The organism is Streptomyces sp. NRRL S-37 (genome assembly GCF_000721605.1).
In the GTDB taxonomy this organism is placed as follows: Bacteria; Actinomycetota; Actinomycetes; order Streptomycetales; family Streptomycetaceae; genus Streptomyces.
Genome location: NZ_JOIZ01000017.1, coordinates 231,945 through 257,416, shown reverse-complemented (window position 1 = coordinate 257,416; position 25,472 = coordinate 231,945). Strand labels below are relative to the sequence as shown.

Here is a 25,472-nt window from a genome sequence, read left to right as displayed (position 1 = left end):
AAGGGGAGGACCGGGATGAGTCAGCCGATGGAGGACCGGGTGGCCCGGGCGATGGCCCACCTCAAGGCGGCGGAGGAGGCCGCGGCCTCGGCACGGGCCGAGCTGGACACGGCGTCGGCCACCGCGCGTTCGGCGGACCGGTCGGTGCGGGTCTCCGTCGGCGCGAAGGGCGAGCTGACCAGCCTGGAGTTCCTCGACGGCAAGTACCGGACCATGGCCGCCGCCCAGCTCTCCGCGGCGGTGCTGGAGGCCGCGAACACGGCGCGGGCCGAGATGGCCCGCCGGGTCGTCGACCTGCTCGACCCGATCACCAGGATGACCGCGCGCGGCGCCGCCCCGGAACGGATGGGCGTCGACTGGGAGTCCCTCTTCGGCTCGCTGATCGCCGAGACCTCCGTGGCGAAGGGGCCCACGGCGATGAGCAGGCTCCGCGACGAGATCGTCGAGGACGAGGACGAAGAAGACGACAAGGGACGGCAGGGGGGCGCGTAACCATGGCCGGCAACTACTCCGCCGACATCCAGGCGATTCTGCAGAGTTCCAGGTACCTCGCCGACGCCGTCCGCTACGGCGACGAGATGCTGCCCCGGTTCGAGAACGGCTGCGCGCAGTACTCGGGCTGGTGGGGCGAGGAGGGCGGCGACGACGACTTCGCCAACGCGGTCGGCGAGCAGGTCCGGCGCGAACAGCAGCAGGTGGCGGAGACGGTCCTGGCCGTCACCGGCGGGTTCATGACGCTGGTCGACGCGGTCGCCGCCGAGGCCGACCACGTGCAGCGGCCGCAGACCCAGGCGCTGGACGACATCCAGGCACAGGGCTCGGAGAGCGAGACCAGGCGCTGAATGGCGATCATGTTCTCGCCCGCCCTGCGGGAGTTCCTCGAGGTCTATGTGGGCGCGAACGTCGCCACCGGCAACGAGGACCTGGGCTTCGCCAGCCGCAACCCCTACAAGCGGCTGGCGGACGACGTCAGGGACCTGTCCGATGCGATGAAGGGAGCGATCTCCACCGTCGGGAACTCGCTCCCGCCGCGGATCGCCGACCAGTTCATCGCCGCGATGAAGCTCTTCGTCGACGACAACGGGCAGAACCATCTGCAGAAGTTCTCCGACGAGCTCCGGGAGATCGGCTCCCAGCAGATCGACCGCTCCATCAAGCTGTCCGAGGCGAAGTACCAGATCCTCATCGAGTTCATCCTGATGAACATCGAGCTGGCGCTGATCGCCGCGCTGGCGGTCTTCACCGGCGGTACGTCGCTCACCGAGATCGCCATCCAGAAGGCGCGCACCGCGCTCACCATCCTCCTGCTCCTCCAGCGGCTGGGACACGCCATCCCCACGCCGCTGTCGGTGCTGCTGGAGGCGATCCAGGAGGCGTTCGTCGCCTTCGCCTCGCAGCTGATCTCCATGACCGCGCCGGACGACCCGGAGCGCCGGCGTTACAAGTTCGACTGGAAGGACATCGGCCAGTCGGCGGTCGCGGGTGCCTTCGCCGGACTCTTCGGAGGCATCTTCGGTGAGATCGGCGGAAAGTTCATCAACAAGTACTTCAAGAACAACAACTTCTGGAAGGAAGCCTCCGAACTCCCGTTCAGCTTCCTCAACGAGGGGCAGGCGGAGACCTTCGCCGAGGCCTTCACCGGTCTCATCTTCCTGGGCTCGTTCACGCTCAACCCCGGCACGTTCCTGAGCGCCGGCCTCAGCGGCCTCATCTTCGAAGCGGCGTCCACGGGCGCGGAGTTCGGCGGCAAGTGGCTGAACAACAAGTTCTTCCAGAACCTCGACTTCGGCCCCGACGGCGTCAACGACCTGCCGGGCGGCGGCAACCGGTACGACCGCGACAGCGGAAGCGACCCCACGAACACGTACGGGAACCGGTACGGGAACAACCCGTACGAGAACAGCCCGTACGACAGCGCCTACGACGGCCCCGGCACGTACCAGGACACCTACGACGTCACGGACTCCCCCTCCGCCTCGCCGTACCGGCCGTACGACTCCGTCTCCTCCGCCGACGACATCAGCGACACCTCGTCGGTCTACAGCGACACCGCGTCGGTCTTCAGCGATGTCAGTGACATCAGTGACATCAGTGACGTCTCGTCCCTCTCCTCCCTCCCGGACCCGGACCCGGCCGGCGGCGTCACCAACCCCGCCACCAGCCCCGTCAACCCGTATCAACTCCCGGGCATAACCAACGCGTTCAAGCCGTCGTACGCCACCTCCGTGCCGAACGCGTACGACGACGCCTACCGGGACTCCTTCGCGGACACCCCGGGCATCGACACCGACACCGACACCGTCTTCTCCACCCTCAACCCGCCGGCGACCCGGACCCCGGAAACCGACCGGACCGACGACACGGACCGCTCGCTGCCGTTCAGCAGGCCCTCCACGGTCGGCTCCTCCGTCCCGGAGCCGTCGTCGACGCGGACGGGCAGCGGCGCCCTCACGGCGGACGGGACGGAGCGGCAGGACACCCCCGCGCCCCACGCGACCCCGGCCGCACCCGCTCCGTCGGGCACCGCGTCCCCCGGCGGCCACGCCTCGCCGAACGGCGCCACCCCGCAGCCACGGCCGCAGACCACACCCTCCGACGACCCGGCCGCCACCCCCGACCCGTCGCACGCGGACACCCTCGGCACGGACGACGTCCGTACCCCCGGGACCGAGGAGTCCGGGCGTTCCGGACCGTCCACCGCGGCGCCGAAGACCGAGCCGCACCGGGACACCTCCGACGTCCCCGAGCCCCACCGGACCGTCCGCACCGAGTCCGGGGACGTTCCGGCCACCCGGCCCGTCACCGTCGACGAGACGCCGCTCAGCTCCCCGGCGCCGGGCGGGCTCCCCGCGGACCTGTCCTCCGAGCCGGGGTCACCCGACTCGCTCGACATGATCATGGACTGGGAGGACGGCCAGGACGCGTCCGAGTCCGAGTCCGGGAGCGAACCCGGGCCGGACCCGGCCACCGAGGCGCTGTACGACCGGCTGCTGGCGGACGTGTTCGGCCCCGACATCGCGGCGAACCCCCTCCACCCCGCCCTCCGCGACACCCTCGCGCACCTCGACCAGCTCCGGCAGGCCGTTCCCGCGCTCCGCGGCGGCCCGCTCGACCTGGACGCCGTGACCCGTCAGGTACTGCTCCTGGACCCCGCCCATCCGGTGACCCACGCGCAGCGCGGCGAGCTGTTCCGGGTCGCGATGGACCCGGCGATGGAGTCGGCGGGCAGCCTGGCCGCCCTGGCCGCCTTCCACCTGGAACTGCGCGGCGTGCTGTCCCCCACCCAGGCGCTGACCGCCGACGACGGCGGCGTGTGGGGCCGCAACTGGACGAACGCCAGGATCCCCGACCTCGACCTCACCGAGGTGGGCAAGGTGGTCCGGCAGCCCGACGGCACCCTGGGCCGCGGCGACGTGCGGCCCGCGCCCTGGCACCGGCCCGGTGAGCCGAAGCCGTACGTCGTCATGGCGGAGGGCGACCACCGGCGGATCGTCGTACGCGGCCACGACGGCGCCCCGCGCCAGGTGCCGATCGACGTGTTCGCCGAACTGCTGGCCCGCGACCCCCGGCTCGCGGCGCTGCCCCCGGGCACCCCCGTGGTGCTGCTCGTCCCCGACGCCGGCGCCCGCGGCCTGGACCTCCCGCGCGAGGCGGCGGACCGGATCGGCAGGGACGTCTGGTCGGCCAACGGCGCCGTGAAGGTGTCCCCGCAACAGGACCCGTCACAGCCGCACGTCGTCTCCCTGCTGTTCGGGCAGGGGCTGCCGCACGCCGACTGGATCCGCAGCACCCCCGGCCAGGTGCTCGACCCGGCGGAGCGCGAGAACGCGCCGGAGTGGGAGCGCGAGGTGCTGTCGCACAGCGTCGTCGACGGGGGCGCGACCATCGGCAGGGGCGTGTTCGAGGACTCCGAGGCCCCGCGCCGGATCGCGGCGCTGAAGCTCGCGACCCAGTCGTCGGAGCTGTGGCACTACGACCCGGTCACCAAGGAGGAGGCCAAGGACGACGAGCCGGTGCCGTTCGCCGGCAAGCCGGTGTACGTCTTCGGCGGCCACGCCCGGTCGGGTGCGACCCGGGTGCCGACCACGACGGACCCGAGGCACCACACCCGCGGGCCGGCGACCGGCGGGATGCTCAGGCGGCGTGCGAGCCTGGCGCAGCTCCCCGAGGACCACAGCGTCCTGATGGAGGCGTGCTCGAGCGCCAAGCCGCCGGGGATCGTCCGCACCCGCAGGGGCGTCGACGACACCTTCGTCCCCGACCCGCTGGCGGTCCTCAGCGAGAGCCAGCACGTCGCCAACGAGACCGGGCGCACGGTGTACGGCGGCACCCACATGGTCAGCTTCGCGACACGACCGGACGGGACGTTCGTCCACCGCCTCTACACGGACTCGCGGGGGCGGCGCGGGAAGTGGGTGGAGCACCGGCCGGAACCCGTCGGCGAACTGCTCGACGACCGCGCCCGTGCGGCCGGCCTGCACACGGACCCCGAGCAGCCGGTCACGGACGCCACCCGCGAACGGACCCTGCGGCTGGTGCGCGCGCTGCGGCTGGCCTTCGGCGCGGCGATCGAGGACGACAGCCGCTACGGCGACCTCCTCGCCGGGATCGGCGCGCTGGAGACCATGCGGGCGGCCGACCCGGCCCTGCGCGACCTCGCCCCGTTCTCCATGGACCTGTTCGAACGCGCGGTCCACGCGGGCCGGCCGGGTGACACCGGCCCCGACGCCTACCGGGGCCTGCTCACCGATGCGGCCGACGCCATGCACCGTCGGCCGGGCGCCGTGCTCTCCGACTTCGTCACCCTGCCCCACGTCACCGCCGCCGCGCAGCGGCTGGGCGGTCCGACGGACCAGGACCTGGACACCGAGGCCGCCCGCGTCCTGCACCTGGACGACGGCCCCGCGGCCGTCGGGGAGCCCGAGCGGGCCCGGCTGTTCTGGGCGACGGTCAAGGCCCTGGAGTGGGAGAGCCGGACCCCCGACCCGGACGCCCTCACCGGCAGGGTGCTGCACCTGGACCGGCCCGACCCGGCCCGGCGGCCCGAACTGCTCGACCTGGTCGCCCAGGCGGCGGCCGTCGGCGTCGACGTGGACAACCCGGTCGAGCTGGGCGCGTTCCACCTGGAGACCCTGGGCGCCCTCGCGCCCCGGACCCAGTTGCTCGACCTCGACGGCGTGCCCACCGGGCGGCGCTGGGCTCCGGCCCCGCCGGACACGGTCACGACCACGGCCACCGACCGCGTCGTCGTCGCCGCCCCGAAGCAGGGCGGCGGCTACCAGGCGGTGGGCCAGGAACGCCCGCCGTGGAGCGTCCCCGGCGGATCGCCGGCCTACCTGGTGTGGGCGGGCGGCGGCCGGGACCACCTCCTCATGACGCTGCCCGGCGGCTTCCGCGCCCGGGTCCCCTACGACGAGGTCGCCGAACTGCTGGCCCGCGACCCGGTGCTCAACACCCGGCCGCAGGAGACCACGGACATCGTCCTGGCCGTCCCGAAGGCGGCCCCGGCGGCCTCCACCGCACCGGCCGGCGGCGGCACCCCGGGCCCCGATCCGCGGGCCGTCGTCAGCGCCGGGACCGGCCGTGCCGTGTGGGCCTCGCAGGGCAGTGTGAGCCTGGCCCCGACCGGACCGTCGCGGCCGTACGTCCCCTCCCTCCTGCCCAGCGCGCCGGGGCGTCCCGCGGCGGCCGACTGGGCGGCCGTCCGGCCCGGCGACCCCACCGCGCCCGGCGCCGGCGGCACCGGAGCGGACGACGTCACCTTCGCGGACCGCCCCGCGACCGAGGTCCCGGCCGAGCCGCCCGCCGCGCTCGCCGACCTCCTCGACCCCGGACCGGTCGGGGGCCTCGAGACCCCGTTGCCGAGCCTGGACGGCCTGCTGGAGGGTTTCGACGCGCCGCTGTCGGACCACCAGGACGACGACGTGGACGACGACCGGGCGCAGGAGCCGACCCCGGAGGAGGCCCGGCACCGGGAACTGCTGGTGGACATCTACGGCCCCGACGTCATGTCGAGCCCCCTGTACCCGGACATCCGCGACGGGCTCGCACGCCTCGACCGGCTCCGCCGGAACGACCCCCTGCTGGACTTCGGCCCGCTCGACCTGGACGCCGTGGCCCGCCGGGTGCTGCTCCTGGAGCCCGCCGATCCGGTGACCGACGTGCAGCGCGCCCGGCTGCTGGGGCTGGCCTCGGCACAGGAGGCACGGACGGCGGGCGGCCTGGCCGCCCTCGCCGCGCTCCACCTCCGGCGCCAGGGCGTGCTGTCGCCCACCCACGCCCTGACCACCGGACCCGACGGACGCCCCCGCGGCCGCGACTGGACCCGGGGCAAGGGCGGGCTCGACGACCTGGACCTCACCCGTACGGGAAGGACCGGGCCCCGGGCCGACGGCAGCCTGTCACGCGACGAGGTGGGAGCCGCGCCCTGGTACCGGCCCGGCGGCCCGGACCCCTACGTCGTGCGGGCGGACGGCGACCGTGACCAGGTCGTCGTCCGCGGCCACGACGGCGCCCCGCGCGAGGTCCCCCTCGACGTGTTCGCCGAACTCCTCGCCCTGGACGCCGAGTTGAACGGGCTCCCGGCGGACGTGCCGGTGCTGCTGCTCGTCTCCGACGCCGGCGGGGGCGGCCTGGAGCTGCCGCGACGGGCGGCGGACCGGACCGGCAGGGACGTCTGGGCGGCCAACGGGGACGTGGGCGTCGCCGAAGGCCCGGACGCCAACGCCTCCCACCCGTACGTCGTCCCCCTGCGGACTGCCTGGGGCAGCGACCGCACCGACTGGATCCGCAGCGTCCCCGGCCTGCTGCCCGACCCCGCGGAGTCCGCCCGCGCCCCCTTCTGGGAACAGGACCTGCTGTCCCACACCATCGTCACCGACCAGGGGGCGACCGGCAGGGCCGTCTTCAGGGACGGCGACCGCGCACGGCTGATGCGGGGGATCCGGCACGCGACGACGGCGACCGAGCTCTACCACGTCAACCGGCAGGACGGGACCTGGGTCAAGGACGACGAGCCGGTCCCGTTCGCCGGCGAGCCGGTGTACGTCTTCGCCGGGCACGGCTTCCTCGGCGAGACGGAGCTGCCGACCCGGTCGAACCCCCGCCACCGGAAACGGGACCGGGCGGTGGGCGGCATGCTCGGGCGCCGTCCGAGCCTGACGCGGCGCCCCAAGGACCACGCCGTCCTCATGCAGGAGTGCTTCGCCGCGACACCGCCGGGCATCACCCGCAGGCGCAAGCTGGTCACGGACACGTTCGTCCCCGACCCGCTGGCCGACACCAGCCAGAGCCAGCACGTCGCCAACGAGACCGGCCGCACCGTCTACGGCGCCACCCAGGAGGTCGGCTTCAAGTTCGGGAAGGACGGTGGGGTCGCCCACTACATCATCACGGATTCGCGGGGCCGGCGCGGGAAGTGGGTGAAGCACCGGCCGGAACCCGACGACGCCGCGCTCGACGACCGCGCCCGCGCGGCGGGCCTGCACACCGACCCGGTGGGACCGGCGTCGCAGGAGGTCCGCGAGCGGACGCTGCGGCTGGTGCGCGCGCTGCGGCTGACGTTCGGGGTGGCGATCGAGGACGACAGGCGCTACGGCGAACTCCTCGCGAACATCGGCGCACTGGAGTCCCTGCGCGCCGCCGACCCGGCGCTGCGCGACACCGTGCCCTTCTCCCTGGACCTGTTCGAGCGCGCGGCCCGCGAGATCCGCACGACGGAACACGGCGACCCGGACGGCGACCTGGGACCCGACGCCTACGAGGACCTGCTGGCCAGGGCCGCCGACGCCGTGCACCGGAACCCCGGCGCCGTGCTCACCGACCTCGTGACCCTGCCGCACGTGATCACCGTGGCGGAAGGGCTGGACGGCCTCACGGACGAGGAAGTGAACGAGGAGGCGGCCCAGTTCCTGGGGTTGGACCCGGACCAGGTGGTCATCGGGGCGTTCGAGCGGGCCCGGTTCTTCTGGGCGACCGTGAAGGCCCTGGAGTGGGAGAGCCGGACCCCCGACCCGGTCGCCCTCACCGGCAGGGTGCTGCACCTGGGCCGACCGGACCCGGACCGGCTGTCCGACCTCCTGGACCTGGTGGCGCGCGCGGCGGCCGTCGGCGTCGACGTGGACGACCCGGTCGCGCTGGGCGCGTTCCACCTGGAGACCCTGGGCGCCCTCGCGCCGGACACCCTGCTGTTCGACGACTCGGACGCCCCGGCCGGCCGGAGCTGGGCGCCGGGTCCGCCGGCCGCGGCGGTGGACGTCAACGCCGCCCTCGTCATGGCGGCGACCCCGGACGGCGGCCACCGTCCGCTGCGCCGGGCGAAGACGCCGTGGACCACCGACACCACCAAGCCCGCCCCGTACCTGGTGCGGGGCGAGGCCGGTCCTGACCACCTCACCATGGAGCTGCCCGGCGGATTCCGCGCCCAGGTCCCCTACGAGGAGGTCGCCGAACTGCTCGCGGTGGACCCGGCGCTGAACGACTTCCCGCGCACGGCCGACATCGTCCTCGCCTCCACGACCCCCACCCCGCCCCCGGCCCCGACGGATCCGCAGGTCACCGACCGGCGGGCCCTCCTCGGCGCCGGGACCGGCCGCGGCGTGTGGACCTCACCGGGGCCCGTGGGCCTGCTCGCACAGAGCGACCCGTCGCTGCCGCACGTCCTCTCCCTGCTGCCCCTGGCGGACGGCCGTCGTCAGCAGGCCGACGACTGGTCGGCCGCCCGGCCGGCCTCCGCGTCCCCGGCGGACGCCCACCTGTCACCCACCACGGCCACGGCCACGGCCGGCAACGAAACCGTCACTCCTCCCGGCCCGCCCCTGCCCCCGAAGCCGGACCCGACGACGGCCCTCGTCACACTGACCACCGAGCCGGTCCCGGCGTCTCCGGACGCCCCGCTCCTCGACCCCGCCATGGGACCTCCACCGGTACGCCGCACCCCGGCCCGGTTCCCGGACGGCCGGCGGATGCCCGCGTACGTCGACGACCTCCCGTCGCTGCTGCCGCCCGACCTGACCGCCGCCGAGGTCGACCAACTCCTCGCCAATCCGAGCACGTTCGGTCAGAGCACGGTCGCCCTGCGCGGTGTGGAAGAGGCCCTGGACACCGTCGACCGCGAACTGGAGCGCAGGCCGGACGCCCGGCCCGCGGACGGCGCAGGGCTGCTGGACGACGTCCGCAAGACGCTCCGGGAGAAGCCGAAGACGCTGGCGGACGGCCAGGGACGCCCCTTCCCCTACGTCACCGCGGACGGAAAGAAGCGCGTCCTGTGGGTCAGGGCGCGGCACTACGGCACCTGGGCCCCGTTCGACGACGGCATCGGCGACTCGACGAAGATCGACAGCATGCACCGGGCGGCCGCGACCTTCGGGCTGACCAAGAACATGCAGGCCAACTCCCAGTACGGCCTCGGCGGACCGATCGGCCCGGCGGGCACCGCGGCGTTCGGCGGCTTCGGCCGGCTCGCCCTGCGCTTCGGCTTCATCAACAAGGTCGGCTACACCCTGACCGACCAGCGCATGAACCAGATGGAGACCCGGACGCTGGACAAGTCGCGGGCGTTCCTGGACGACATCCACTACGAGTTCCGCGTCACCGACCTCGCCGGACGGGTCGTCACGGGCATCGACCCCGAACCCGGCACCACCCCCGATCCCGAGAGGGACCGGGCCGTACCCGCCCGGTTCTCCTTCGGTATCCGCAAGGGCCTCCTGGTCCGCCTGCCCGACAGCGTCACGAAGATCCCGAAGCCGGGCCGGATCCCCCGCTCCATCGACCTGGACCGCAACTCCCAGTACCGCTTCGTCCGCATCGAGGGGTTCGGCCCCGTCGCGGCGATCCGCGACTGGGCGGCCGGGCAGATCGGAGCCCTCCCCGGCAGTACCGCCTACACCGAACTGGACGTCTTCTTCTCGGCCGACAGCTTCCAGCGGCACGGCGGCACCATGGCGCGCGGCCGCATCACCACCCCGCCGCTGTTCGCCGACGACAAGAAGAAGTCACCGCTGGGCGTCTTCGTCGTGGAGGAGCTGATCCCGCAGAAGGCGATCCTCGTCGGCGAGACCGACCAGGCCGAGATGCGGGACATCAACACCTCGACGGTCCGCAGCGAGCGCAGCCGGGCCGACGGCAGGAGCCTGCTGCTGCAGGCCGTCGCCGGCCCCGCCTTCAACTTCTTCGACCCCGGCACGGCCCCCTTCGACCTGCGGCTCCAGTTCGGTCCGACCGTCCAGTACTCGTACGCGAAGACCTGGTCGGTCGGACTGGGCGCGGCCGGCACCCTCAAGTCGGCCGGACAGGTGAAGGGCCCCAGAACCGCCCTCTACCTGGTCGTGAAGTCGGTACGGGTACGGCGGGCCGGCGACGACGCGCCGCCGACGCGCTTCCTCACCTGGAGCCTGGACCGGATGACCAGTGCAGAGGCGCGGCGGCTGGCCGGCTGGGACGACGGGACCACCCTCGCCCTGCGCAACGGCGCCGCACCGCCGTTCGTGCCGCCCTACCTGACCGTGGACCGCCCGCGCACCCTGGGCATGCACCGGGTGAAGGAGTTCACCTTCGACGACGGCCTGCGCACCCGGGTCACCCCGGACGCCGCGGACGGCGTCGGCCGCACCCTGCTGGACCAGTTCGCCGACGGCGTCGTCGACGCCCTCGCGCACCTGAACCAGGATCTGGTGGTGCCCCTCGACCAGCTGCTGCCGCCGAACCTGCCGAAGGGCTGGCGCACCCGTTTCAACGACCTGCTGGGGCGCAGGCCCGACCAGGTGCTCCAAGCGGCCCGGAGCCTGCCCGTGCCGCCCCGGTGGACCGATCCCGTCAAGTACCGGATCGCGCTCCAGAACACCCTGCAGATCCTCGGTGTGCTGTCCCAGCAGAGCGTCACCGCGAACCTGGAGGCGCTCACCACGGTCGGCCTGCCGGTCAGGCTCACCGACCCCGACTCCGTCGGGACGGTCTACTACACCCTCCGCGTGCACGGGAGCCTGACCGGGCGCCGCTACGAGGGCAAGGACGTCGACGAGGGCATGCGCTTCAGCGCCCAGGGCGTCGACCGGATCGACGGCCAGACGAGCGTGAAACGAGGCGTGGACCTGGGCTTCGAGGGCACGTTCTCGGGCCGTGACAACATCGTCGACGAGACGGCGGGCCTGCGCCGGAACACGCTCGGGCTGACCCTCGGCGCCCGCCAGGGATGGCAGTGGGAGGCGGAGACCACCTTCGGCTCGACGGTCACCAACGAGCCGATGTCGGTGACCAACCAGCCCACCCACCTGTACCGCTACGACCTCGCCCTCACCGCGAGCCTGAGCGGCTACTGGCGGCCCCGCGGCCTGATCCGCGGTCTCGGCCTCGGTCTGCCGGGACTGCTGGTCCTGGACGAGCCGGTCAACGTGCTCTTCGGCCGGACGCCGCAGGGCCGGCTACGGGGTGGTGGCCCGATGACCGGGCAGGTGCTCATCGGCGTCCCCGTACAGCACACGCCCCAGGCGGACCCGCACGCGGACGGGGCGCTCAACCCGTACCTGTCCGACGAGCCCGCCCCCACGCCCATGAACACCGAGCGGGCCCTCGCCCTGGCGAAGGGCGACCTCGTCCTGCCCGCGGGCCCCGACGCGCAGCAGCCCGCCGGACGGCTCGCCGACCGCGGGACACCGCAGTTCAAGGAGTTCCGGCAGCACCCGTTCGTCATCGTGAACGTGGTGCTGTCGCCCACGCTGACCGCGGAGGTGGACCGGGTCCTGCGGGCGGCGTCGGGCAGCGCCTGGCAGCTGGTGAAGGAGGGCGCCCCCACCCGGGACGCCATCGTCCGCACCTTCACCCCCCAGCACCTGACGTCGGGCTTCGACCAGAGTTCGGGGCCGCTGGGCCTGGTGGGCAGCGGCCTGCTGGGCAAGGGGCCGTACGGCGAGCTGTGGGGAACCTTCCGCTACACCACGACGGTCGGGAATCTGCGCGCCCTCACCCCGCCGATGTCCATGGACACCGAGATGACGCTCGGCGGCACCCGCCAGGCGGCCGGCAAGACCAGCAACAGCACCAGTTTCGTCTTCGGCGGCCAGCTGGTCTACTCCGTCGCCCAGAACCCCGGACACGGACTCATGGGCGCGTACGGAATCGTCGCCAACCCCGTCTCGAGAACCGGCACGCACAGTCTCAGCGTCGTCCGCACCGTCGTCGCGGACATGAACCGCAAGGGCTTCACCCACCAGGTGCTCGTGGCCGGCGATGTGCAGCACTGGTTCGCGCTGTTCTCCAGCCGGCTGGGCACCGGCCGCGTCGGAACGGCCGCGGCGGGCAGCGCCCTCGTGCCGCGTTCCCTCGCCGGGGCCGCGGGGACCGCGCTGACCAGCCCGGGCGGTCTGCTGGGGCACCTGCCGGAGAAGAGCGCCCACCGGATGGGGCTGATCGACGACGGGCTGGGCGACGTCCCCCGCTACACGAGCCAGGCCTGGACACCGCAGCCCTGGATGCGCGGCACCGCCTTCGGCACGTACGCGGTGAACGCGCTGGACCCCACCGACGTACTGCTCGCGTTCGACAAGCGGATCGGGAGACTCGGGCTCGACGACGAGAGCCGGGAGCGGATCCGGCAGCTGGTGACCGGCCGCGCCACCCGGGCGCTCAAGGGGGAGATGACGACCACCGGCCCGTCGACCCTGGTCAAGGCCGGCGGCTGGGGCTGGGACAGCACCCGGATCGGCAGCCGGCGGGTACGGGTACGCGTCGAACTGATTCCCGGGACACCCGTGTTCGACGGACTCGACCACAGCGCCGAGATGGAGGAGAACCGGCGGGCGATCGAGACCGCCCAGCGGAACTCCGAGTTCTCGGCCGGCGCCGACCTGGGCCTCCTGACCAGCCAGATGGTGTACACCGGCAACCCCCAGGTCCCGGCCGCCGGACCCACGTACACCGAGGGCGGCTCGAACCGGAAGACGGTCGCCTCCAGCCACACGGTCACCACCGTCACCATCTACCGGGCGGCGTCCACCGAACCGCACGCGGAGGTCGTCACCCCGTACCGGATGCGCATCACCCTGGAGGCCGACGACACCCCCCACACCGGCGGGCCGGCCGACCCGGACCTCCAGGAGGCGGAGTCCACGGCCCTGGACCGCTTCCGGGGCCGGCTGACCATCGTCGAGGAGGACGACGCCGGCGAGCTGCGCGAGCACGTGCCGCTCAGCCTGATGGAGCCGGCGCCGTCACCGACGGGTGCGGACGGGACCGGCACCTCCGGGGCCGGCCGGCGGCTGCCCGCGCCCGACCCGGCGGCCGACCCCGCCCTGGCCGGCCCGCCCCGCCCGGTGCCGCTCTCCGAGGTGGAGGGGAAACTGACGGTCCGGGACGGGGACGGCGTCACCCGGACGTTCACCTTCCCCGAGAACGGCATGCACCCCCGCGGGATCATCGGCATCGAGAACATCCGCATGGCCGGCGACCTCCTCCTCACCAAGGCGTACGACGTCGGCTTCTCCCTGCGGGCCCTGGAGGCCGGGAACGACCCCGACGACGCCACCCTCACCGAACTCCTGCGCCACACCAGGGACACCGGGCTGACCCGCCTCGGCACCGGCTCGGCGCAGGCACTGGAGGACGGCACCAGCTCCACCGCGGTCACGGCGTTCTTCCCGCGCACCACCGAACCGGACGGCTACCAGGTGGCGGGGCTGACCGAGAAGTCCCTCGTGGGCACCGACACCGGGCAGCTGACGCTGCGCTCGGCGCCCGACTTCAGCCGCGCGCTGCTGCTGACGGTCGCCGACGGCAAGAAGCTGGAGGTGCTCAGACGGTACGGGGACAACGCCGGCACGTCGTCGTCCGTCGAGCACAGCCAGTCCTCGAGCCTCGGCGGCGGCTTCCTGTACGACTCGCCCGCCAACGCGGGCTTCAACCAGATCGGCGCCTTCGGCCCCGGCCCCAACGACCTCGACGGTGACGTCATGCCGGTCGGGGACGACCACCTGACCTCCCGCAACCTCAAGCCCAAGACGGGCCGGTCCTTCCTGTTCGCCGTCCCGGCCACCTGGATCGGCGTCGGCGACGTGCACCGCACCATCCTGGACTCGAAGCTCGCCAACCGGATCCGGGGCGGGACCTTCGCCAAGGCCCGGTCGGGCCCGCAGGCGATGGAGTCCGAGGCGTACGTCGTCACCTGGATCCGGGAGGACGTCGCCCGCGAGCTCAGGATCATCACCGACACGAACTTCCCCGAGCGCGTCGGGAAGGCGTGGGACGCGGTCGAGAGCGCGAGCAAGGCATGGGTCGACGCCGACAAGGCCTACTGGAAGAAGCGGCGCGCCTCCGCCGGGCTGCGCGCCGACCTCGACGCCGCGCAGGCCGCCCTCGACGAGGCCGCCGGGGTCGCCCGCGCGGCCACGCGCCCGGTCGACCTCGCCCGGAAGGGCGTCGAGGACGCGGACCGGGCCCTGGCCCAGGCCGAGGCCGACGCCCGCCGGGACCACGGCATCGCGGACGCGAACGTGGCCGCCGCGCAGGCCGAGGCCGACGCGTTCGCCGATGACGAGTACGCCCAGCCCGAGCACGACGGCTGGGCGGAGATCCTGCGGGACGAGCGGGACGCCGCTCTGGCCCGCCTGGCCGCCGCGCAGGAGGCCGCCGGGACACTGCGGAAGGCGGCCGACCTGCGGCTGGAGACCGCGCGCACCGAGAAGACGCTGGCCGACGGGCGGCTCGACGCGGCCCTGCTGTCCGCGAAAGCACCCGGCCGGGCCCTCGACGAGGCCACCGCCCGCCGGGACACGGCACGCGACGCCTTCGACACCCGGCGCGCCGAACTCGACGCGCTCAGGGACACGGCGGAGAAGGCCGCGGCGGAGTACCACCGGGTACGGTCCGGGACGGACCAGCTCACCCGCTGGCACCGGCTCGCGGCCACCGCGGAGGGCCGGGCGGAACTGGACGGTCTCCCCGAGCCGCCCGCGGTGACCTACCAGGCCCCGCCCAAGGCGCCCAAGCCCAAGCCCCCGGCACCGCCCCGCTACACCAGGACCGCCACTGGTCTCACCTCGCCGACGGGTCGGACGTACACGCTCCACGACGTACCGAGGGACGGCGACGCGTTCTTCCGCGCGCTCGCCCAGGGCCTCGAGCGTGCCGCGCCGGGCCTGCTGGCCGCGCAGGGCATCGACCCCGCCGATCCACGGGCCGTGTCCGACCTGCGCCGCAGGATGGCCTCCTGGCTCACCGACCACGCCGACGACGAGCTGCTGGCCGCCGTCGCTCCCGACCACACCGACGCGTTCACCGCGGAGGAGATCGCGGCGGCGGGCCTGGACCTCGGCACGGACACCCCCGCACGCCGTGAGTTCGACGGCCTCGGCGGTCTGATCCCGCACGCCGCCGACCTGACGCCCGAGGTGCGGGCCGAACTGGCGATCACCCAGCTCCTCCGCCGGGGCGACGCCCCGTCCGAGGCCGGCTGGAACCACGCCGCGTCCGACCTGCTCCCGCTGCTCGCCGCCCGCACCTTCGGCGTACACGTCACGGTGGTCGGCGGCGACGGCACCTTCCAGGACTTCACCCCCGTGAACCCGGCGGGGAACCCGGCCCTCACCCCGCTCGTCGGCACCTCCCCCCACGCCGGCGCACAGGTGGTCCTGAGCCTCGACGACCGCCACTACCAACTGGCCCTGCCGACAGAACCGACACCCCCGAAGCCGGCACCGCTGCCGAAGGGCACGGATCCCCTTACGAAGGGCACGGCTCCCCTCGGGACGGGCACGGATCCCCTCGCGAAGGGGACGGACCTTCTGGGGACGGGGACGGACCCTCTGGGGGAGGGCACGGGCCCACTCGGGACGGGCACGGCTCCCCTCGGGACGGGCACGGCTCCCCTCGGGACGGGCACGGATCCCCTCGCGAAGGGGAAGGAGCCGCTCGCGAAGGGGAAGGACCCCCTGCCGAAGGGGGTCGAACCCCCGCCCAAGGGCACGGAAGTCCCGGAGCCGGGTGCGAAGTCGACGGCGTCGAAGCAGAAGGGCGCCGGAACGTTCTCCGAGCCGGAGAGCGACAACGGTCCGGCCAGGGGCCGGCGCGTGCCGGTGCCCCGTACGGGGGAGTGCCTCCTGTACTCCTTCATGGCCGGCGACCCCGTGCACATCCGGAGCCGGCTGCCCGGACTCGCCGCCACCGACCGCGCCGCGTACGACTGGCTCGGGAACCCCGGCGCGGTGCGCGGCGAACTGCTCCAACGGGCCGTGTACGGCGCCGGTCGCGGTCCCTCCCGGGTCGTCCTGCGGGCCATGCGGTCCTACGTGGAGGGCTACGTGGGCCGCAGCGGCGGACGGCTGCACCCGCAGATCGTCGGACAGTTCCGGCAGACGGTCGCCGACGAGTTCGCCGCCCGCGTCCAGAGGATGGACCGGGCCGGGATGCTGGCGCTCCTCGCCCACCACGGCATCCGGCGTGTCCCCGTGGCCGAGGCCCTCGACCCCGCCGACCTGGCGAGACGGTACGTGGACGCCCGTATGGCCGCCCGCCCCGCCGACCCGAGAACGTCCCCGGAGGACGCCCGGGCCGTACTGGCGGCGGAGGCCGAGGACCTCAGCCCGCGCCAGATGTTCGACCACCTCGCGCGGCACGACCTGCTGCCGACCCCCGACGACCTCGACGACACCGCCCTGGCCCGTCTCCTCCGTACCGCCTACACCCAGAGCACCGCGCCGCTGGACGACACGGAATCGGCCAGGCTCATGGACGCCGTCGCCAACTGGGAAAGCCGCTGGGGGACCCCGGAGGGAGAGATCTTCCTGCCCCTGCTCGCGCACGCGTTCGATCTGCGGGTCGACGTGGTGCGTTCCTTCCCGTCCGGTGCCCGCCGGATCAGCGGCGCGGGACCCGACAACGCCACCCGGCAGACGGAGGTCTACTACAACGGCGTCGACCACTACGACGGCAGCGACGCCGGCGCCCGCGACCGGTTCGGCGACCCGGTCCTCCCGAAGCGGATCAAGGACGAGGAACGCGACCAGGACGGCGACGTACGGCTGAACCCGCTGTGGGTGCCGCTCGACGAGGTGGACTCGGACCTGCTGATCACCGGCAACCGGGACGCCGTATGGCTGTACACGGTCACCGATGACGGGCGGGTGATCCTGGGCACGGAGGCCCTGAGCGGCATCATCACGCCGGAGCAGTTCGACGCGCTGCTGGCGGGCATGCGGGAGAAGAACCCCGACCTCACGGCGGAGTCGCTGCGCGACGCGCTGGACGGGCTGGGCCACACCGGCATCGCCGCCGGCCACGTCGCCGCCGGCGAGGAGGGCGCCGGCCGGACGCTGCCGGGGCGCAGCCGGGTGTCCGGCGAGTTCCGCTGGAGCGCGGAGCTGCGTTCCTGGGTGGTGAACGACAAGTCGGGCCGCTACATGAGCGAGACGGTCCGCCCCGGCCTGGACGCGGCGGAGGCCGCCGGCTGGCTGACCAACGTGGCGGCCCTGTTCAGCGCCCGGCTGGGCGTCGTCGTACGGACCGACCAGGTGAAGACCGCCGCGGCCGTCCCCGCCCCGCCTCCGCCGAAGGACCCCCCGCCCGCGCCCCCGCCCCCGCCGTCGGCCCCCACGGCCACCCCGGCCGTCCCGTCGGCCGACGACACCGGCAGGCTGGACGTCGCCCGCCGGGTCGGCACCGTACTGCACGGCCTCGGTCACCCCGTGGTGCTGGCCGGAGCCGCCCGCGGCCGGGTGCAGTTCGGGCAGACCCGGCCGTTGGGCGCCGTGGAGTTCCACCTGCCCGCCCCCGCCCTGCCCTCCGCCGCCGGGATCCGCGCGGCGCTGGAGCGGGAGCTGCCCGGAGCGCAGGTGCGGATCCGGGCCGTCAGAGACGCCGGCCGGGTCCTCGACCTGTCGGTGGACGGCGTCGACCTCACCCTGACCACGGTGGACCGCCCGTCCACCGGCACGGTCACCGTCGACGGCTTCACCGTGCCGGCCCCCGCGGACTCCCTCGCCGACGCCGCCCTCGCCCTCGCCGCCGGAACCGACCCGGAACTGCGCGCACGCGACCTCCTCGACCTGCTGTGGGCGCTGCACCGCACCCCCGCCGACGGCGGCCCCCGTACGGTCGCGCCGGTCCTCGCGCACGCGGACGCCTACCGCGCCGCACACCCCGCCGGCGCCGCCGACTCCCTCGCCGTACGGCTCAGCGAACTGCTCGACTCCGCCGCCCTCGACCCCGAAGCCCTCGCACGTCACGAGGAGACCTGGCGCGCCCTCGGCATCACCGACGCGGAACTCACCGACCTGAAAGCCGAGTTGACCGCGCTCGCCGATGAGCTGCGGGTCCTTCCGGAGGTGACCGCGGACCCGGTCCGGGCGCTCGCCGCACGGCTGCCCGGCCTGTCCACCGCCGACCGCGCGGCGGCGCTGGCGTCGCTGCCGCCCGCGCACCGCGAGCGGCTGGCCACCGACCCCGTACTGGTGGACGCCCTGCGCGACGGGCTCGACCCGGCCGAGTTCGCCACGGTCGCGGCGCGCCTGATGACGCAGGTGCCCGACGGGGTCGAGCAGCCCGTCTCCGCCGGAGACCGGGCCCGCGCCCAGATCGCCCGGATGCTGCGGGACCCCGAGGTCGCCGCGCGGCTGCTCAAGCGCGGCTCACGGGTCGTGGTGGTGCCCAAGGGCGAGGCCCTGACCTCGCTGGACGCCTTCCGCTTCCTGCGGGGCGCCGTCTCCGGCGACGGCCGCCCCTGGGACGACGTCCGCGGCGTCGGCACGCGCACCGCGGCCGTCACCGAGGAGAACCTGCTCGGCGAACGCACCACCGTCGGCACCGGCGAGTCCGCCTATCCCGACGGCTACTCGACCACCCTGCACGAATTCGCCCACACCATCCACCAGTACGGTCTGGACCCCGTCGACCGGCAGCGCATCACCAACACCTTCCGCACCACCACCCGGGCCGGCGAGGCGGGCAACTGGCCCGACGGCCCCCTCTACAGCCGTGACGCCGACGGCCGCCGCAGCGCCCCCAACTACAGCAGCCGCAACGAGCTCGAGTTCTTCGCCCAGCTCACCAACGTCTACCTCATGGCCAACGGCGGCGACGACCCCTACACCGGGCTGCCCCGCACCAACGCAGGACCGGAGTGGGTGCGCACCCGCCAGCCCGCCCTGTACCCCCTGCTGCGCCGGCTGTACGGCGAGGGCCCCAAGCCCCGCCCCCGTCATCCGCGCAGTGTCGAACCCGCCCGTCCGCGCGGAGTGCGCGCCGCGGAGGTCAACCCCGTCGACGCCACCGACGTCGAGAACGAGGCGCTGGCCCGCGCCCGCGCCCTGTGGGACGTCGCCGAGGGCGGCCCGGGCGACGGCAGCGACTCCTCCGTGGCCGTGCGCGCCCTGTGGGACGGCACCACCGGTACGTACACGCCCCAGCCGCACACCCCCGCGCCGTTGCCGTCGCCGTCCCCCGACCCGGCGCCGCAGGCACGGTCCGCCGCCGCACCGCCGCCCACCGACGGCGCGGTCCAGCAGCGCCTCCAGGAACTGCGGGCGCTGGTCGACACCACCTTCGGCTCCCAGCCGCTCACGCAGGAACTGCGCGACGGGCTGTTCCACTCGCTGCGCGTGATCGAGGCCGCGCGCACCCGGCACCCGCGCCTGGGCCGCGGCCCGCTGGACCTGGCCGGCATCACCCGGACGCTGCTGCACCTGCCGTCCGACGCGCCGGTGGACGCGGCCCTGCACTACGACGCCCTCACCCTCGCGAGCAGCGCCCACCGCCGGGGCCGCGGCGGCAGCCTGGACGCCATCGCCGCCTACGGGCTGACCCGGCGGCACGGCTACCCGCAGCAGACCCTGCTCAGCGGCGACGACAACACGCCGTACGGCAGGAACTGGACCGGACGTTCCGGCATCCGCCTGAACACGGACGTCGTCGCCGACCCCCGCGGCGTCCACCCCGCGCCCTGGAGGCCGGACGCCCACACGGTGCTGGCCCAGCGGAACGACGAGGGACTGCTGCTGGCGGACGGAACACCGGTGTCGGACGAGGAGTTCGCCGAACTGGTGCTGCACGACCCGGCGCGCCGGCCGGGCGCGCCCGTGGTGATCCTGCTCGCCGACGAGGACGGCCGCAACGAGACCCTCGCCCGGATCGTCGCCGACCGCACCGGCACCCGCGCCTGGTTCAGCTACGGCGACCTGCGGCTGGAAACGGCCCCGGACGGCCGCCGGGTGCCGGTCCTGGCCCCGCCCGCCTCCGGCGAGCCGGCCGGAGCCTGGATCCCCGCCGACCCCGGACTGGTCCCGGACGACCCGGAGGCCACCGTCAGGGCCGCGAACGGCACCCTCTTCCCCGACACCGACATCCACTCGTATCCGCTGGTCACGGTCGACGGACAGACCCTGACCGGGCGGGTGTTCCTCGACGCGCACGACATGGCGATGCGCGACGAGGCCATGCGGGTGGTGTCCGCCATCCGGCACCACACCCTCGTCATGGAAGGGCTGCCCGGCGTCTACGCCGGGAAGCAGAGCGGCCTGCTGCCCCTGCCCCGGAGCCTGGCCGACGCGTACATCGCCGTCGGCCACGGCGACAGCGGACGCACCACCCTGGCCCGCCGCAGCACCCACGCCAACCAGGCCGTGCACCCCAAGCAGCTGGGCCGGGTGCTGGCGCGGCGCAAGAGCCTCCAGGCGCTGGCTCCCGACCGGCCGGTGTGGCTGCTGATCTGCGAACTGTCCATGACGCGCCCCGACCAGGACCTGCTCACCCACCCCTCCTCCGCCCAGTACGTCGCCAACGAGGTCCGCCGCACCGTCTTCACCGTCGACCGGCAGATCACACCGAGCGAGGCCGACGGCGGCCTGCCGCCCCACCTGATCGTGTACGACGACCCCGACAACCCCGCCGGTCACATAGGGGAGTTCCCGCCCGAGCCCAGGACCGCCGCCCTGGACGCCCTGGCGGACCTGGGCGGACTGCCCGACGGCCTGCCGGGCCGCACCGACCGCGCCCTGCACTGGGTGCGGGCCCTGCGGCTGACCCACGGTGTGCACATCGACTCCGACCCCGCCCGGGAGGCGGAGTTCCACGAACTGATCGAGGGCTTCGGCGCCCTCGAAAGGCTCCGGTTCCGGGCGGCCGGCAACGCCGATCCCGGCCTGCTCACCTGGGGCGGGCTCCAGCACATCGCCGGCCGGTACGCCACCCGGCAGGGCTGGGACCGGACACTGACCGCCGGCCTGCTGGCCCACCTGCTGCACGCCGCCCGCACCGGCCGGCTGCACCCCTCCGACGCCGCGGCCCCCACCGCCCCCGCCGCGCCACCGGCCGCCACCGTCCCCCCGGCCCCGACGCACACGGTGCCGCTGTCGGGCCCCGACCCCGACAGCGACCTCGCCTCCGATGCCGGCCTCGACGACGCCTCCGACGACGACCTCGCCTCCGATGCCGGCCTCGACGACGACGAGGCCGGGAGCACGGCGGTACCGGACGGCGCCCGCCCCGTCGAGCCCGCCCCGGCGCCGTCCTCCTCCCGGTCCCGGGTCGCCTTCGAGCACCGTCACCGGGACATCACCGACCCGGACCAGCGCCGTCGGCTCGCCGGCCTGGCCGAGCAGATCGTGGTGTCCGGTCTGCGGGACCTCAGGGCGGGACTCCGGCTCCCCACGATCACGGTCACCGGCTACAGCAACGGCCCGCGTTTCGCCCTGTCCGGTGGCGCCGTCGAGCACGCCGAGACGGTCGGCCGGCAACGGGCGGACGCCGTACGCGCCTTCCTCCTCGACGAGATCCGGCGTCAGCTGGAGCTCAACGAACAGGCCGTGCGCGACGTCGCGGACGTACGCGGCGGCACGGTCCGGGCCGAGGACTTCACGGTCGTCACGGAGAGCGGCGGCCGGGACATCAGCGCCGTCGGCCCGATCGACGGCGCCACCGGGCGGGCGGCACGGCGGCAGGCGGTCGTCACGGTCGACCGCTCCCCCCTGTCGGAGGCCGTAGCCCGGCTTGCGGAACTGAGCCCGGAGGACTTCGGCCGGCCGGACTACTCCACCGGCCCGGACCGGCTCGCCGGGAAGCTCCTGCACCTCGACGACAACCCCGGGGACGACCCCGACTCGGACGACGACTCGGACAGCGATACGGACAGTGATACGGACGGCGGGTCCACGGACTCCCCTCCCGCCCCGGTGCGCTTCGACGTCGACGACCTGTCGCACCGCGTACGCATGCTGTACGAGCTGACGGCCGAGGCGATGGCCGCCGGCCGGGCGACCAACACGGCGTCACTGGCCGCGTACCACCTCGGCCGGCAGGGCCTGCTGTCCGACACCACCCGCCTGACCGCACCCGACGGCACCCCGCTGGGCCGGAACTGGACGGGCCGGCCCGCCCAGGACGTGGACACCTCCTCGTACGACGTGGTGGACGGTGACGACCGGGACCCCCGCCCGTCCCCGTGGACACGCCGCCCCGGCGCCCCCCTCCCGTACGTGATCGGGACGAAGGCCGGCGACCACACCGAGATCCGGTTGGTCCTGCCGGACGGCAGCAAACGGTGGCGGCTGTCACCGGAGGAGTTCGCCGAACTGCTGGCACAGGACGGGGAGCTGGCGGGCCGTGAGGACGCCGCCGAGGTGGTGCTCGTCTCGCCGCACGCCGGTGCCATGGGACTGGACCTGCCGCGCAGGGCCGCGGCCCGGGTACGCAGGACGCTGTGGTCGCACAGCGGCGAGGCCGCCCTGAAGCCGCACCCCGACACCGGCCGGCACCGCGTCGAGGTGACCGACGACCGGTACATGGGCGACGAGTCGGCGGGCGAGCCGGCGGACACGATGATGGGCGAGCCGGTGGGCGAGTGGATCGCCAGTGACCCCGACGACCTGGGTCCGGACGGGGGACGGCCGGACCCCGGGGAAGGCGTCCTGCACACGAGCGCGGGGAAGACCCTCCCGGACGCGGACGTCATGTCGGTCACCCTCACCGACGAGGGCCGGCCCGTCGGCCGCGCGGTGCTCAACGAGACCGACCTGCTCCGGTTCGAGCCGTGGTTCCAGGACCTGGTCCGGTCGACGGAGTGGTCCGTCTACGACCCGGTCACCGGTGAGCCGGTCGGCGACCCCCGGCCGGTGCCGTGGCAGGGCCGGAAGCCCTACTTCCTCGTGGTCCACGGCGTGCCGGGACAGACCCTCATGGTCGAGCGGATGTTCCAGAACAACGTCCCGGTCCCGGGTTCGGAGACCGGTGGTTACCTCCGGCGGCGCCCGAGCGTGTCCCGGCTGGACCGGGACACCCCGATCGTGCTCCTGTCCTGCTGGGGGAGCGGACCGGAGGGACACACCGAGGCCGCCCTGAAGCGGAGCGCCCCGTTCGTCCCCGACCCGCTCGCCGTCTCGTCGGCGGCCCAGGACGTCTCCAACGTGACACGGCGCGAGGTCTACGCCCCCGACAGGCAGCACCTGAGCCGCTACACGAGGGGGAAGAAGGGGAGGCTGCACGACCACGGGATCGGCACCACACCGGCGAACGAGCCGGTGGACATGAGGAAGCTGCGCCCCGAACCGCTCCCCGGCGAACTCGACGCCCTGGCCGAGCGGGCCGGCCTGGGGGCGATCCCGGATCTCACCACGGCGACGGCCCGGGACACGGCGCTGCGACTGGTCCGCGCCCTGCGGGCCACGTTCGGCGTCGACGTGGAGAACGACAAGGACGATCCGGCCGGCACGTACGTCCGGCTGCTGCGCGGCATCGGCGCCCTGGAGGTCATGCGCCGCGGGGACGGGAACCTGCGGGAGTACGGGGAGCTGACGCTCGACCTGCTCGACCGGGTCACCCGCGCGCACCACGGCCTGACGACCGCCCCCGGTACCCGGCCCGCGCCGCCCGGCCCCGACGCCGTACGGACGATGCTGGAGGCCGCGTCGGCGCGCCTGTCCACCGACCCCCGTTCCGCGCTGCCCGACTTCGTCCCCCTGCCCTCCGTGGACCGGGCCCGCGAACTGATCGGCCGCCACGACCCGGACCGGTGGACCCGACGGGTGCTGGGACTGCACCCGTCGGCGGACATCACCGCGGCCGACCGGCAGAACGCGCTGTGGGCCACGGTCCAGGCCGTGGAGAGCGTGGAGAACCACCCCGACCCCGACGCCCTGACGGCGAAGGCGCTCCACCTGTCCACCGGCGAGGACCCGCGGGACGAGGAGGCCCGGCGGACGGACCTGCTCCTGCTGGCGGCCACGGCGGCGGCCCTCGGCCGCGACGCCTACGACCCCACCGCGCTCGCCGCGTACGACCTCGAACGCCACGGAGCGCTGGACGGCCGCACCCTCATCACCTCCGCGAACGGCACGAAGGCCGGCCGCAGTTGGACGGGGAAGCCCGCACCGAGCCGCATGTGGGCGGACCGCTACGTGCTCTCACCCGACGGCGGCCTGGGCAACAGCCGCGGGGTCCTGGCTCCCTGGCACCGCAAGGGCGCAGGGAAGAGCGGCCATCCCGGTGGATACGTACTGGACATGAGCGGCACCACCCCGGGGCGGGTCGACATGCCCTGGCCGGACGGCACCACCCGCCCGGTGCCCTACGAGGAGATCGCCGAACTGCTCTCCCACGACCCCGTCCTGGCGCAACTGGACCGGGACGTCACGGTCGTCCCCGTCGGGGTGGGGACAGGCGACACCGCCCTGGCCGAGGCGATCGCCGCCCGGACGGGGGCCGCCCGGACGGTGTGGCTGCCGACGCGGCCCCTCCGGATTCTCGACCGGCGGCCGGCGGTGAACGAGAGCCTCCTCGTACTGACCTCACCCCAGGACGACCCGGCAACCCACTGGTCACAGACCCACCCACCCGCGCCCGCACCCACGGCCCAGCCCTCCGCTCCCGCCCTCGACGTCATCGCGGCCGGCGGCGACCCCCCGCTCCAGGCGCCGCCGTCCGAGGAGGCCCGACGCCGGTGGATCGCCGGCCAGGTGAAGGCGGACGACCTGCCGGGCGGCTCGCCGGGGTTCACCGGCGCCGACCTCGTCACCCTGGACGAACTGAGGGACGCGGGCATCGAGATCACCCCCGGAATGGACGTCGAGGCGCAACTCGGCGGAGGCGTCCGGGGCAGCGGACTGCCACCGCTCGACCAGGTGCGGCTGCTGCTGACCCGTCCCGGCCCGTGGCCGGACGCCTTCGACGCCGTCACGGCCGCGGTGTCGCGCCGGATCTGGCGCTCGGCGTTCACGGCCTTCGAGACCGCGACCCCGGCCCCGGACGCCGTCCGGGCGTGGGACACGGCCCTCGGGCTGCTTCTGCCGGGCGACGCGGACTCCGTGCTCGCGGACTGGCGGTACGCGGCGGAGGCGTACCGGGACGCGGTGCGCCGGCTCGCCGACCTGCTGGCGGCGGAGGGAACGGACCCCCGCACGGTCGAGCGCCTCGCCGCCCGGTTCCGGGAGATCCTCGGACTGCCGCCCCTCGGGACGGCGAACACGGACGAAGGCGAACACGGGTGAACGAGATGAGTG

At 74.2% G+C, this 25,472-nt stretch carries 3 protein-coding genes; all 3 read left to right on the top strand.

Annotation, left to right across the window (positions count from 1 at the left end; all coding sequences use genetic code 11):
- Positions 1-15 precede the first annotated feature (15 nt).
- From IH50_RS0124975 to IH50_RS0124965, 3 genes are read left to right on the top strand one after another with little or no spacing between them, the layout of a single operon-like run.
- Entirely contained in the window at positions 16-492 is a 477-nt protein-coding gene (locus tag IH50_RS0124975) for a YbaB/EbfC family nucleoid-associated protein (RefSeq protein WP_030866469.1), read from the top strand.
- Positions 493-494: 2 nt separating this feature from the next.
- The gene (locus IH50_RS37960) at positions 495-842 is read left to right on the top strand and encodes a hypothetical protein (RefSeq protein WP_037872826.1); all 348 of its coding nucleotides are present in this window, start codon (positions 495-497) and stop codon (positions 840-842) included.
- A complete protein-coding gene (locus IH50_RS0124965) occupies positions 843-25,460 on the top strand; it encodes a lonely Cys domain-containing protein (RefSeq protein WP_030866466.1) in 24,618 nt (8,205 codons plus the stop codon). It abuts the gene before it with no gap.
- The last annotated feature ends 12 nt before the right edge of the window (positions 25,461-25,472 follow it).

Coding starts and splice junctions, on each gene's coding strand:
- IH50_RS37960 (WP_037872826.1), top strand. CDS start 495: ATGGCCGGCAACTACTCCGCCGACATCCAGGCGATTCTGCAGAGTTCC.
- IH50_RS0124975 (WP_030866469.1), top strand. CDS start 16: ATGAGTCAGCCGATGGAGGACCGGGTGGCCCGGGCGATGGCCCACCTC.
- IH50_RS0124965 (WP_030866466.1), top strand. CDS start 843: ATGGCGATCATGTTCTCGCCCGCCCTGCGGGAGTTCCTCGAGGTCTAT.